This is a genomic window from Sinomonas sp. P10A9, assembly GCF_041022165.1.
Lineage (GTDB): Bacteria > Actinomycetota > Actinomycetes > Actinomycetales > Micrococcaceae > Sinomonas > Sinomonas puerhi.
In genome coordinates, this window is the sequence record NZ_CP163302.1 from 513074 (window position 1) to 525611 (window position 12538).

The following is a 12538-nucleotide window of genomic DNA, read 5'->3' on the forward strand; positions in this document are numbered from 1 at the left end:
CTGACGTGCCGCTCGTCGCCGGAATCGACAGCTCCACCCAGTCCTGCAAGGTTGTGGTCCGCGACGCCGAGACCGGGGCCCTCGTCCGCTCCGGCTCGGCCCGCCATCCCGAGGGCACCGAGGTGCACCCCGACGCGTGGTGGGACGCCCTCCAAGCCGCGACCACGGCAGCCGGCGGGATCGACGACGTCGCCGCAGTGTCGGTGGGCGGCCAGCAGCACGGCATGGTCTGCCTCGATGCCGACGGTGCCGTGGTGCGGCCGGCACTCCTGTGGAACGACACCCGCTCGGCTGGCGCCGCTGCCGCCCTCATCAAAGAGGCGGGCGCCGCATCGAGTACGCCCGACCCTGCCGCCGGCGCCCGGTGGTGGGCTGAGGCGACCGGCACGGTGCCGGTCGCCTCGATCACCGCGACGAAGCTGCGCTGGCTCGCAGAGAATGAGACCGAGAATGCCGCCCGGACCGCCGCCGTGTGCCTCCCGCACGACTGGCTCTCGTGGCGGCTCGCGGGCCACGGCCCCGGCACGGCACGGCCAGACGGTGCTGCCGGGGGGCTCGCCGCCCTGGCAACTGACCGCTCGGACGCCTCGGGCACCGGGTACTGGTCCCCGGTCTCGGGGGAGTACCTCCCGAGCGTGCTTGAGCAGACCCTCGGCCACGTGCCGGTCCTCCCGCGCGTGCTCGGGCCACTCGAGGCGGCCGGGCGCACCCCCGCTGGGGCGATCATCGGCCCCGGAGCCGGGGACAACGCGGGCGCCGCGCTAGGGGTCGGAGCGTCGGTGGGCGACGTCGTGGTCTCGATCGGCACCTCCGGAACTGTGTTCGCCGTCGCCGACCACCCGACGTCGGACGCTTCCGGCCTCGTCGCCGGCTTCGCCGACGCGACCGGGAACTACCTCCCGCTCGTGTGCACGCTCAACGCCTCGCGGGTGCTGGACGCGACGGCGGCGCTGCTCGCCGTTCCGCTGCCCGAGCTCACCGAGCTCGCGCTCTCGGCGCCCGCCGGGGCGGAGGGGCTCACCCTCGTGCCGTACTTCGAAGGCGAGCGCACGCCGAATCTGCCCGACGCGACCGGCTCGCTGCACGGCCTTACCCTGCACAATTACACGCGCGCGAACCTCGCGCGCGCCGCGGTGGAGGGCATTGTGTGCTCTCTTGCGGACGGGCTCACCGCACTCAGGGCTGCGGGGGTGGCCGCCGAGCGGATCATCCTCCTCGGCGGGGCCGCACGGTCCGCCGCGATCCAGCAGGCTGCCGGCGGGATCTTCGGGCTGCCGGTGCACGTGCCGGAACCGGGGGAGTACGTGGCCGACGGCGCCGCCCGCCAAGCCGCGAGCCTCCTCTTGGGGCGCCTCCCGGACTGGGAGGCCGCGGGCACCGCGACGGTCACGGCCCCGCCGGCCCCGGGCGTCCTCGAGCGTTACCGCGCTGCTGCCTCTACGACGTATTCGAAGGGACTGGAATGAAGAACTGGGCTGGGAATCTGGACTATTCGGCGGCGTCTGTGGTGCGGCCGGAGTCGGTCGAGGAGCTCGCCGAGCTGGTGGGGTCCGCGTCGGCGCGGGGCGCGCGGGTCAAAGCGCTCGGCTCAAGGCACTGCTTCAACGACGTCGCGGACACCGGCGGCGTCCAGGTGGTGCTCGACCGGTTGCCGGGGCCCGTGGAGGTTGACGCGCGGCGGCGGGTGGCCCGTGTGGGCGGCGGGCTCACCTACGGCGCGCTCGGGACCGCCCTTGAGCGCGAGGGATGGGCCCTGCACAACATGGCCTCCCTGCCGCACATCTCCGTCGCAGGGGCCGTGCAGACCGGCACGCACGGTTCCGGGATCTCTAGCCCCGCGCTGGCATCGGCCGTGAAGGCGGTCGAGTTCGTTCGCGCGTCCGGGGACGTCGAGCGGCTCGACGAGGGCGACGGCGAGTTCGCCGGCTCCGTGGTGGGCCTCGGGGCGCTCGGGATCGTCACGGCGCTCGAGCTCGCGATCGAGCCGAGCTACCAGGTGCGCCAGCAGGTCTTCGAGAACCTGCCGTGGGAGACCGTGCTGGCGGACTACGACGGCGTCGCCGGCGATGGGTACAGCGTCTCGCTCTTCACGGACTACGCCGGGGACGCCGTTCCCCAGGTCTGGCGGAAGGTGCGCGCCGACGCCGCGGAGGCCGGACGCGCCGTCGACCGCTCCTCTGACTTCCACGGAGCGGTGCCGGCGACCCGTCCGCGGCACCCGCTCCCGGGCATGTCCGCCGAGAACTGCACGCAGCAGCTCGGCGTCCCCGGTCCGTGGCTGGACCGGCTGCCGCACTTCCGGCATGAGTTCACGCCGAGCGCGGGAGAGGAGCTGCAGACCGAGTACCTCCTCCCACGTCGGTACGCAGCCAAGGCGCTCGCCGCGGTGCGCAGGCTCGCGGGGAAGCTCGCGCCGCTCCTGTTCGTCTCGGAGGTTCGCACCGTCGCCGCCGACGAGTTCTGGCTCAGCCCCGCCTATCGGCAGGACAGCATCGCGCTGCACTTCACGTGGCGGCCTCAGCAGGCCCAGGTGGAGGCATTGCTGCCCGAGCTCGAGGCCGCGCTCGCCCCGTTCGGCGCGCGCCCGCACTGGGGCAAGCTGTTCGCAGTGCCGTCGGCGGAGCTCCGCGCACTGTATCCGCGGTTCGAGGAGTTCCGGGACCTCGTCGCGAAGCGCGACCCCGAGGGCACGTTCCGCAACGCCTACCTCGACAGGGTTCTCGGCGCCTGAGCCGCGCCGGGCCCATAGCGGGGCCATGTTCCGCGTCGCGGGGGACATGGCCCCGCGTTGGTGGGTTGGGGCGCGGTCGGTCCTTCGCCTACGCGGCGCCGCTCCAGAGGGCCTTCCGCAGTAGTGACCTGAGGGTCACGGTCTCTGAGGGCGCGAGTGCCGACAGCGTCTCCGCTTCGCTGGCCGCCACTGCAGCCTCCGCCGCGGCATGGACGCTCGCGCCCTCGGGAGTCGCGAGCACGATCTTCTGTCGCCGGTCCGTCCGTCCCTGCTCGCGCGTCACAAGCCCGCGTCCTTCGAGCTCGTCCACGAGTGCCACGATCTGGCTCGGATCGAGGCTGAGGAAGTCGGCGAGCTCGCGCTGCGTCGGCTCGAGTCCGCTGCAGGCGAGCCGCAGCACGGAGTACGAGCGTTCGCGCAGTTCGAAGGCCGCAAGAGTGCGGTTGTTGAGAACCGACCCGGCCGCGTGCAGCTTCGCGAGGAGAAGCCCGATGTCGTCGGCGATGGCCGCCTCGGCGAGCCGCGGCACGCTCGCCTCTACTTCGTCCTGCACGCTCACGCCGTCCTCCAAGAAGTACTCAAGATAAATCGTTGACATTTTCAATGATCCAGTATTTCATGGACTGTGACAAGGGTCTCACGAACGAGACCGAAGCGGCACACGGCAAGGAGCAGGGCATGAGCCTGGCAGGCAAGGTAGCAATCGTCACCGGCAGCGGACAGGGCCTCGGCCTCGCCTATGCCCGTGAGCTCGCGCGGCAGGGCGCCGCCGTCGTGATCAATGACGTCAACGCGGAGACGGCGGCCGCCGCGGTGGCGCAGATCGAGGCCGACGGCGGCAAGGCGACCGCCGTCGTCGTGCCCGTCGGGAGCACCGAGGCCGCGAAGGCGCTCGTGGACGGCGCGGTGAACGCGTTCGGCCGCCTCGACATCCTCGTCACGAACGCCGGGATCCTGCGCGACAAGAGCCTGCTGAAGATGACGGATGATGACTTCGATCTCGTCATCAACGTCCACCTCAAGGGCACGTTCACGTGCGTCCGTGAGGCGTTCGCGTACTTCAAGGCCAACAACGTCCAGGGCCGGATCGTCACGATCGGCTCCCCGACGGGTCAGCGCGGCAACTTCGGCCAGACCAACTACGCGGCCGCGAAGGCCGGAATCGTGGGCATGGTCCGCACGTGGGCCCTCGAGATGAAGAAGGCCGGCGTGACCGTGAACGCGGTCATCCCCGTCGCCGCGACCGCGATGACCAAGACCGTCCCGTACTTCGCCAAGGCCGTCGAGGCCGACGAGCGCGGCGAGGCCATGCCGGCGTTCTTCCGCCACGATCTGGGCTTCGGGACGGCCGACGACGTCGCCGGGCTCGTCGCGTATCTCGCCTCCGACGAGGCGGCCGGCATCAGCGGCCAGGCCATCGGCGCCGGCGGCGACCGACTCCAGGTGTGGACCCACCCCGACGCCGCCACGACGGACTACCGCGAGGGCGGCTGGACGTACGAGGCGCTCCAGGAGAAGGGCGCCGAGCTCATCGGCGCCCACCTCCAGAGCATCGGCGAGGAGTTCCTCCCGCTTCCCGCCGACCTCCAGCCCGCTGCCGCAGAGGCCCGCTGACATGGCCCGCTACGAACTCGGGATCGACGTCTCGACCATCGACGCGATCGACATGCACGTGCACATCGAGATCGATGGGCACGGCCACTGCTCCCTCCCCGACGCACTCAACGAGGCCTCGGCGAAGTACTTCAAGGCCGAGGACCGCTCACCGAGCCTCGAGAAGGTCGCGGAGACCTACCGCGAGCTGAACATGGCCGCCGTCATCTTCACCGTCGACGCCCGGACCCAGCTCAAGCACGAGCCCAACTCGATCGAGGACCTCATTGCCGGCGCCGCCGAGCACAACGACGTCCTCATCCCGTTCGGCTCGGTCGATCCCCGCACCGGCGAGGACGCGATCGCCCGTGCCAAGCACCAGGCCCTCGAGCTCGGCGCGCGGGGCTTCAAGTTCCACCCGTCGCTGCAGGGCTTCGACCCGTCCAGCGAGGAGTTCTACCCGCTCTGGGAGACGCTCCAGGAGCTTGGCCTCCCGGCCATCTTCCACACGGGCCAGAACGGGATGGGCGCGGGCCTGCCCGGGGGATACGGGATCAAGCTCGGCTACTCGAACCCGATCCTGCTCGACGCCGTCGCCGCGGACTTCCCGGGCCTGACGGTGATCATGGCGCACCCCTCGGTCCCGTGGCAGGACGAGGCGAACTCGATCGCGACGCACAAGTCGAATGTGTTCATCGACCTCTCCGGCTGGTCCCCGAAGTACTTCCCCGAGTCCCTCGTGAAGGCCTCGAACTCCATGCTCCAGGACAAGGTGCTCTTCGGCACCGACTACCCGCTCATCACCCCGGCCAAGTGGCTCGGCGCGTTCGCCGACCTGCCACTCAAGGACGAGGTCCGCCCCAAGATCCTCAAGGACAACGCGGTCAAGCTCCTCGGGCTCGGTGGTTGAGATGGCAGGCACGACGACGGAGCTCGCCTCAAGTGTTAACCCGGCCGGCGCCGCTTCTCCCACTCTTGGGAGACTGTACGAGGTGGCCGACTGGTACGACGCCGAGTCCCTTCTCACGTCCGACGAGCGCCAGGTCCTCGGCCGCCTCCGCGACTTCCTCGAGGAGAAGGCCAAGCCGCTCGTGGGCGACTACTGGGAGCGGGGCGAATTCCCCTACGAGATCGCGCAGCCGCTCATCGACCTGGACCTCATGGAGCCGGCCGAGCTGACCGAGGGCCGCACCAAGCCGGCCCGCGGGATCTACCAGGGCTTCCGCATCTTCGAGCTTGCTCGCACCGACGCCTCGATCGCCACGTTCTACACGGCTCAGGCCGGGCTCTTCCGCACGGCCATCCGCGTGGGCGCGTCCGAGGAGCAGAAGCGCGAGTGGATGCCGAAGGTCATCGACTTCTCCCTCAAGGGCGTCTTCTCGCTGACCGAGCCCGAATCCGGCTCGGACATCGCGGGCGGCCTCGCCACGACGGCTCGGCGTGAGCCGGGCGAGAACGGCGACACGTGGATCCTCGACGGCGAGAAGCGCTGGATCGGCGGCGCGTTCACCGCGGATGTGCTGGCGGTCTTCGCCCGCGATGTCGCGGACGGCCAGGTCAAGGCGTTCCTCGTCCCGCGAGAGGCGCCCGGCGTCACGCTGACGAAGATCCACCGCAAGACCGCCCTGCGCATGATGCAGAACGCCCACATCACGCTCGACGGCGTCCGGGTCACCGAGGCCGACCGCCTCCACAACGTGAACTCGTTCAAGGACGTTGCCGCGATGCTGAGGGGCATGCGCTCGGACGTCGCGTGGATCGCCACGGGCATACAGGCGGGCGCGTTCGAGGCCGCCCTGCGCTACGTCAGAGAACGCGAGCAGTTCGGCCGCCAGCTCGGCTCGTTCCAGCTCGTCCAGGAGAAGCTCGCCCGCATGCTCGGCAACCTCACCTCGAGCCTCTCGCTCGTGGTCAGGCTGACTGAGCAGCAGGAGAAGGGCATCTACCGCGACCAGGACTCGGCCCTCGCCAAGATGCAGACGTCCCTGCTCATGCGCGAGACCGTCGCGCTCGCCCGCGAAGTCGTGGGCGGCAACGGCATCACCCTCGACACCGACGTGGCCCGCTTCCACGCCGACGCCGAGGCCGTCTACTCCTACGAGGGCACCCACGAGATCAACGCCCTCATCATCGGCCGCGCCCTCACGGGGCACAGCGCCTTCACGAAGTAGAGAACTCCAAGGAGAATCCCATGACCACGCCCCGCACCATCGAGCCGAGGCTCGTTGTCGACTTCGACCAGCTCCTGACCATGACCGGCGCCGACCTCGGCGCGACCGACTGGATGGAGATCACCCAGGACCGCATCAACCTCTTCGCCGACGCGACCGGCGACCACCAGTGGATCCACACCGACCCCGAACGCGCCAAGGACGGCCCGTTCGGCGCGCCGATCGCGCACGGCTTCCTCACCCTGAGCCTGCTCATCCCGTTCTGGGGCGAGCTGTTCGACGTCGACGGCGTCACCACCAAGGTCAACTACGGCCTCGACAGGGTCCGCTTCACCTCGCCGGTCAAGGTCGGCTCGAAGGTCCGCATGCTCGGCTCGATCGCCGAGGTGTCCGAGGTCAAGGGCGGCGCCCAGATCAAGGTCACGGCGACCATCGAGATCGAGGGCCAGGAGCGCCCCGCTGTCGTCGCCGAGTTCCTCGCGCGCTTCTACAAGTAGACCTGCAGTTCCCGCCCCACCAAACCCACCCTTCCCAGCATCATTTCCGTCCCCAAGGAAATCATCATGTCCGGAAACACCACGCTCAGCCAGATGAGCACGACCGCGCAGCGCAAGGAAGCGCGCACGGTCATCCTGTCCAGCTACATGGGCAGCACCATCGAGTTCTACGACTTCCTCCTCTACGCAACCGCCGCCGCGGTCGCGTTCCCGAAGGTGTTCTTCGCCGGGACGGACCCGTGGGTCGGCGTCGTGGCAGCGTACGCGACGTTCGCGGCAGGCTACGTCGCCCGCCCGCTCGGCGGCGTGATCTTCGGCCACTTCGGTGACCGGATGGGCCGCAAGGGCATGCTCATCATCTCGATGACCGTGATGGGCCTGGCCTCGGCGGCCATCGGCCTCATTCCCGGCGCGAACCTCATCGGCCCATGGGGCGCGGTGCTCCTCGTGGTGCTCCGCGTGCTGCAGGGCATCGCCGTAGGTGGCGAATGGGGTGGCGCGGCGCTCATGGCCCTCGAGCACTCCAACCCGAAGAGGCGAGGATTCGCGGCGTCGTTCGTCAACGCCGGTGCCCCCACGGGCGCTGTGCTCGGCACGGTCATGATGGGCATCGTCTCGGCGCTGCCCGGGGACCAGTTCCTCTCCTGGGGCTGGCGCATCCCGTTCCTGCTCTCGTTCGCGCTCCTCGTGGTCGGCCTGTTCGTCAGACTCCGCGTCACCGAGAGCCCGATCTTCTCGGAGGCCGTCGAGGCAGAGAAGAAGGCGGAGGAGGCCAAGGGTGCGAAGCCGAAGGTCCCGCTCATCGAGGTCCTGCGCCGGCCCAAGGCGCTCATCTTCATCATGCTTGCGGGCGCCGCGGGCTTCGGCCTCCAAGTCGTGCTGCCCACGTTCGCGGTGACCTATGCGGTCTCCAAGGGTGCCCCCCAGCAGGGCGTGCTGTACGGCTTCGCGGCGGCCTCGGCGATCTCGATCGCGTTCGTGCTCTTCGGTGGCCGGCTCTCCGACCGGTTCGGCCGGCGCCCCGTCATGATCGCGGGCCTCATCCTGTTCGTCGCGTACTTGTTCCCGATGTTCGGCCTTCTCGGCTCGGGCAACGTGTGGCTCGTGTTCCTCGCGTTCACCCTCGCCCTCGTCTTCCACTCGACGCTGTACGGGCCGCTCGCCGCGTTCGTCTCGGAGCAGTTCGGCACCACGTCCCGCTACACCGGCGCGGCGCTGGGCTACCAGCTCGCCACCCTCATCGGCGCCGGGTTCACGCCGGGCATCGTCGCCTCGCTCTACAAGGACTCGGGCCAGAGCATCGGTGCGGTGGTCGGGTTCCTTGCCATCATGTCCCTCGTCTCGGCGGTCTTCATCCTGCTGACCCGCGAGTCCAAGGACAACGACCTCACCACGGTCCGCTGAGGCCCCGCCCGCTGCCCAACCCGACCTGAGGAGGTCCCCATGTACAACAACGGTGTTGGCTCGTGGCTCCACCGGCGTCGCCCGAAGTCGGGCCCGAAGGTTGCCCTGGTCGCGGGAGAGCGCGAAATCTCCTACGACGAGCTCTCCGAGCGCGCCGACCGCCTCGCGAACGCGCTGCGCCGCCGCGGGGTGGCCCGCGGCGACCGCGTCGCCTACCTCGGCGAGAACGATCCGGCCTTCGTGGAGACGTTCTTCGCCGCGGGACTTCTCGGGGCGATCTTCATCCCGCTCAACACGCGGCTCGCCGCCCCCGAGCTGCAGTACCAGCTCCAGGACTCCGGGGCCCGGCTCCTCGTCAACGGATCAGCGCTCGAGGCCTTGGCCGCTGCCGCCGCTGAGGATACAGGCGTACGGAACCGACTGGTGGTGGGCCAAGCGGAACCCGCGCCGACCGCACAGGCGGGACTCGCCGTCGAACGGGGTATTGAGCTCTACGAGCAGGCCCTCGCGGCCGCGCCCGCGGAGGTGATCGACGAGACGGTGACGCATGACGACGGTGCCCTGATCCTGTACACCTCCGGGACGACGGGCAGGCCCAAGGGCGCGCTGCTCACGCACGGGAACATCACGTGGAACTGCATCAACGTGATCACCGACATGGACGTCAACCGCAACGACGTCGCGCTCATGATCTCGCCCCTGTTCCACGTGGCCTCGCTCGACATGGGCCTCCTGCCGATGCTGCTCAAGGGCGCCACCGTGGTCCTCGAGTCCAGATTCGAGCCCGGCCAAGTCCTGCGGACCATCCAGGAGCGCGGGGTCACGTCCCTCAACGGGGTGCCGACCACGTTCCAGATGCTCTGCGAGCACCCCGACTGGGACGCGACGGACCTCAGCTCGCTGGACAAGCTCACGTGCGGCGGATCCGCCGTGCCGGTGCGCGTCCTCGAGGCGTACGAGGGGCGCGGACTGGGCTTCTCCAACGGCTACGGCATGACCGAGACGGCGCCGGGTGCCACGACGCTGCCGGTGTGGCGGTCCAAGGAGAAGGCCGGCTCGTCCGGGCTCCCGCAGTTCTTCACGGACATCCGCATCGCCGACCCGCTCGGCCAGGTGCTCGCGCCCGGTGAGGTCGGTGAGATCCAGATCGCCGGACCCAACGTGATCAAGGAGTACTGGAACCGCACCGACGCGACGCGCGAATCCTACGCGGATGGCATCTGGTTCAAGTCCGGGGACATGGGCTACCGCGACGAGGAGGGCTTCCTGTTCGTCTCGGATCGGCTCAAGGACATGATCATCTCCGGCGGGGAGAACATCTACCCGGCCGAAGTCGAGGCCGTCATCGTCGAGCTCGATGCCGTCGCGTCCGTGGCCGTCATCGGGGTTCCCGACGACAAATGGGGCGAAGTGCCGCGGGCCATTGTGACCCTGAGGGAGGGCACGTCACTCACCGAGGCCAGCGTCCGCGCCCACCTCGATGGGCGCCTCGCCCGCTATAAGATCCCCAAGTCCGTGGTGTTTGTGACCGAGATGCCGCGCACTGCAAGCGGGAAGATCCGCAAGGCGGAGCTGCGCAGGCAGTACGCGGGGTGACCACGACGTCCGTGGCGCACGACGGCGGGACGCGACTTCGCGTCGTCGTGCGCCAGTGGGCGGACTACCAGTGGGCGGACTACCGGGCGAAGTCCCCGTACTTCGCCCGCGCGGCGCTGTAGACCCCGTAGCAGAACAGGCCGAGGGCGACCGCCCCGAGGATCCAGTCCCCGAAGGGCTGGGCCGCGAGTCCCTTGAGGGCGCCGTCGAGGCCGCTCTGCTGTGAGGGGTCGTGGCGGATCGTGGCCACGAGGATGAGGATGCCGAGGACCGCGACCGCCACGCCCTTCGCGGTGTAGCCCACAGTCCCGACCGCCCTGACCCAGGCCGGCGCGGTCTCACTAGGCTGGGCATCCTTGCCGAGGAAGCTCCGCGTGATGCCCGTGTAGCCGAAGTACACGCCCACCCCGAGGACCGCGAGCCCCACAACGATCAGCAATGCAAAGCCGAACGGGGCCGTGAGGAGTTTCGCCGTGGTCTCCTGGGACTGCTGGCCCGAATTCTCCTGATTTCCGATCGCGAAGCTGATCAGCAGCCACGTCAGGGCGAGATACGCCACCGCGGTCCCGGCCGGCCCGAGCGCCTTCGTCGGTTTGCCGTAGCGGCGCCACCGGGCCACCGCGTCGAGTGCCATCCACACCGCGAGGGCACCGCAGCACACGGCGGCCGCCCACAGCAGGAATGGTCCGCCCGGCGCCCCCGCGAGCTGCCCGATCGCGCCCGACTGGTCCGCATGGCCGCTGCCTGCTCCGATCGCGATCTGCGCGGCGAGCCATGCGATGAGCGCGTGCACCACTCCCACGAACACGAATCCGGCCCGGGCCAGCATCCGGGCTGGACGGGAACGAGCCGCCCGCTGCGCTCCGCGCGCCGCGGACCTCGCACCGTCCTCTGCCATCTCGCGGGCGTTGCCGCCCGTCTGTCCTCGATTGCTCACGTGTGACCTCCCGGTGGGTCTATTGCCCCATCTTCGGCGTCTTACGCGGCCCTTGGGTAGACTTGGGTGGCAAGAGCCCCGGCTGCCTTGCTTTCCAAGCGAGTCCCGGGGCCTGTGCATGTAGGCCAACGGCCAGCCGGGCCGCGGGCGGTTTCGGGGAGGAATCCATCCATGCCAGCAATCGTGATCGTCGGAGCCCAGTGGGGCGATGAAGGCAAGGGCAAGGCGACGGATCTGCTCGGACATCGGGTGGACTACGTGGTCAAGCCCAACGGCGGCAACAACGCCGGGCACACCGTCGTCGTGGGCGGCCAGAAGTACGAGCTCAAGCTCCTTCCTGCCGGCATCCTGAGCCCCAACGCGATCCCGATCATCGGCAACGGCTGCGTGGTGAACCTCGAGGCGCTCTTCGAGGAGATCGACGGGCTCGAGGCCCGTGGCGGCGACGCGTCACGACTGCGCGTCTCCGCCAACGCGCACCTCGTGGCCCCGTATCACCAGACGCTCGACAAGGTCACCGAGCGCTTCCTCGGCAAGCGGGCCATCGGCACCACCGGCCGTGGGATCGGCCCCGCCTACATGGACAAGGTCGCGCGGCTCGGCATCCGTGTCCAGGACGTGTTCGACGAGTCGATCCTGCGCCAGAAGGTCGAGGGCTCGCTGCACCAGAAGAACGAGCTCCTCGTCAAGGTGTACAACCGCCGTGCCGTGAGCGTCGATGAGACCGTGGACTACTTCCTCGGTTTCGCGGACCGCCTGCGGCCGCTCATGATCGACTCGACCTACGAGCTCAACAAGGCGCTCGACGACGGCAAGGTGGTCCTCATGGAGGGCGGCCAGGCGACGTTCCTCGACGTGGACCACGGCACGTACCCGTTCGTGACGTCCTCGAACCCGACGGCGGGCGGTTCCTCCGTGGGCTCCGGCGTCGGGCCCACCCGCATCTCGCGCGCGATCGGCATCATCAAGGCGTACACGACCCGGGTCGGCGCCGGACCGTTCCCCACCGAACTGTTCGACGAGATGGGCGAGTACCTGCAGAAGACCGGCGGCGAGTTCGGCGTCAACACGGGACGTCCGCGCCGCTGCGGCTGGTACGACTCGGTCCTGGCCCGCCACGCCTCGCGCGTCAACGGTTTCACGGACTACTTCCTCACCAAGCTCGACGTGCTCACCGGCATCGAGAAGATCCCGGTGTGCGTCGCGTACGACGTCGACGGCGTGCGGCACGACGAGATGCCCATGACCCAGACCGAGTTCCACCACGCCAAGCCGATCTTCGAGTACTTCGACGGTTGGACCGAGGACATCTCGGGCGCCACGAACCTCGACGAGCTGCCGGCCAATGCCCGCGACTACGTTCTCGCGCTCGAGAAGCTCTCCGGCACGCGGTTCTCCGCGATCGGGGTGGGCCCCGATCGCGAGCAGACCATCGTGGTCCGCGACCTCATCGACTGACGGTGATGGAGCGGAGTCGGAACCCGCACAAGAAATTCCGTCACCGCGTAACCTTTCCGGGTTCCGGAGCGATTACGTGAGTGCAAGCCGGGCTGGAATCTGTCCCCCATCATGTTCCAGCCCGGCTTCTTCTCTGCCCCAGACAGAGGCG

12 protein-coding genes are annotated in these 12538 nt (G+C 69.3%); 10 read left to right on the forward strand and 2 right to left on the reverse strand.

Going from position 1 to position 12538, the window contains the following annotated elements:
- Positions 1 to 5: 5 nt before the first annotated feature.
- Positions 6 to 1466, forward strand: a complete 1461-nt coding sequence (locus AB5L97_RS02300; protein ID WP_369046291.1) for a xylulokinase — start codon at positions 6 to 8, stop codon at positions 1464 to 1466.
- Positions 1463 to 2731, forward strand: coding sequence for a D-arabinono-1,4-lactone oxidase (locus AB5L97_RS02305; protein ID WP_369046292.1), 1269 nt, complete (start codon positions 1463 to 1465; stop codon positions 2729 to 2731). Before AB5L97_RS02300 ends, AB5L97_RS02305 begins: the two co-directional genes overlap by 4 nt.
- Before the next feature lie 88 nt (positions 2732 to 2819).
- Here the strand turns inward: AB5L97_RS02305 and AB5L97_RS02310 are convergent, their stop codons facing one another.
- Positions 2820 to 3290, reverse strand: coding sequence for a MarR family winged helix-turn-helix transcriptional regulator (locus tag AB5L97_RS02310; RefSeq protein ID WP_423246818.1), 471 nt, complete (start codon positions 3288 to 3290; stop codon positions 2820 to 2822).
- 119 nt (positions 3291 to 3409) lie between these two features.
- Here AB5L97_RS02310 and AB5L97_RS02315 point away from each other — a divergent pair, with 119 nt between their 5' ends.
- The 7 genes from AB5L97_RS02315 to AB5L97_RS02345 all read left to right on the forward strand — a co-directional run bounded on the left by AB5L97_RS02315 (position 3410) and on the right by AB5L97_RS02345 (position 10114).
- Positions 3410 to 4345: an SDR family NAD(P)-dependent oxidoreductase gene (locus AB5L97_RS02315; protein WP_369047338.1), complete on the forward strand. Its 936-nt coding sequence runs from the start codon at positions 3410 to 3412 to the stop codon at positions 4343 to 4345.
- A gap of 1 nt (position 4346) precedes the next feature.
- Entirely contained in the window at positions 4347 to 5234 is an 888-nt protein-coding gene (locus AB5L97_RS02320) for an amidohydrolase family protein (protein ID WP_369046293.1), read from the forward strand.
- A 1-nt stretch (position 5235) separates the two neighbouring features.
- Entirely contained in the window at positions 5236 to 6495 is a 1260-nt protein-coding gene (locus AB5L97_RS02325) for an acyl-CoA dehydrogenase family protein (protein ID WP_369046294.1), read from the forward strand.
- A 20-nt stretch (positions 6496 to 6515) separates the two neighbouring features.
- Positions 6516 to 6992: a MaoC family dehydratase gene (locus AB5L97_RS02330; RefSeq protein WP_369046295.1), complete on the forward strand. Its 477-nt coding sequence runs from the start codon at positions 6516 to 6518 to the stop codon at positions 6990 to 6992.
- A gap of 66 nt (positions 6993 to 7058) precedes the next feature.
- Positions 7059 to 8396 carry an MFS transporter gene (locus AB5L97_RS02335; RefSeq protein WP_307956929.1) on the forward strand — a complete coding sequence of 446 codons (1338 nt, stop codon included), beginning with the start codon at positions 7059 to 7061 and terminating at the stop codon, positions 8394 to 8396.
- A 39-nt stretch (positions 8397 to 8435) separates the two neighbouring features.
- Positions 8436 to 9992 carry an o-succinylbenzoate--CoA ligase gene (menE, locus tag AB5L97_RS02340; RefSeq protein WP_369046296.1) on the forward strand — a complete coding sequence of 519 codons (1557 nt, stop codon included), beginning with the start codon at positions 8436 to 8438 and terminating at the stop codon, positions 9990 to 9992.
- Positions 9989 to 10114 (forward strand): hypothetical protein, encoded by a 126-nt coding sequence (locus tag AB5L97_RS02345; RefSeq protein ID WP_369046297.1) that lies wholly within the window; start codon positions 9989 to 9991, stop codon positions 10112 to 10114. Before menE ends, AB5L97_RS02345 begins: the two co-directional genes overlap by 4 nt.
- On the opposite strand, the gene AB5L97_RS02350 is transcribed toward AB5L97_RS02345, so the two are convergent.
- Positions 10072 to 10929, reverse strand: coding sequence for a DUF1206 domain-containing protein (locus tag AB5L97_RS02350; RefSeq protein WP_369046298.1), 858 nt, complete (start codon positions 10927 to 10929; stop codon positions 10072 to 10074). The genes AB5L97_RS02345 and AB5L97_RS02350 overlap by 43 nt on opposite strands.
- A gap of 171 nt (positions 10930 to 11100) precedes the next feature.
- On the opposite strand from AB5L97_RS02350, the gene AB5L97_RS02355 reads away from it, so the two are divergent.
- Positions 11101 to 12387: an adenylosuccinate synthase gene (locus tag AB5L97_RS02355; protein WP_307956926.1), complete on the forward strand. Its 1287-nt coding sequence runs from the start codon at positions 11101 to 11103 to the stop codon at positions 12385 to 12387.
- The last annotated feature ends 151 nt before the right edge of the window (positions 12388 to 12538 follow it).

Coding starts and splice junctions, on each gene's coding strand:
- AB5L97_RS02330 (WP_369046295.1), top strand. CDS start 6,516: ATGACCACGCCCCGCACCATCGAGCCGAGGCTCGTTGTCGACTTCGAC.
- menE (WP_369046296.1), top strand. CDS start 8,436: ATGTACAACAACGGTGTTGGCTCGTGGCTCCACCGGCGTCGCCCGAAG.
- AB5L97_RS02315 (WP_369047338.1), top strand. CDS start 3,410: ATGAGCCTGGCAGGCAAGGTAGCAATCGTCACCGGCAGCGGACAGGGC.
- AB5L97_RS02320 (WP_369046293.1), top strand. CDS start 4,347: ATGGCCCGCTACGAACTCGGGATCGACGTCTCGACCATCGACGCGATC.
- AB5L97_RS02305 (WP_369046292.1), top strand. CDS start 1,463: ATGAAGAACTGGGCTGGGAATCTGGACTATTCGGCGGCGTCTGTGGTG.
- AB5L97_RS02325 (WP_369046294.1), top strand. CDS start 5,236: ATGGCAGGCACGACGACGGAGCTCGCCTCAAGTGTTAACCCGGCCGGC.
- AB5L97_RS02335 (WP_307956929.1), top strand. CDS start 7,059: ATGTCCGGAAACACCACGCTCAGCCAGATGAGCACGACCGCGCAGCGC.
- AB5L97_RS02355 (WP_307956926.1), top strand. CDS start 11,101: ATGCCAGCAATCGTGATCGTCGGAGCCCAGTGGGGCGATGAAGGCAAG.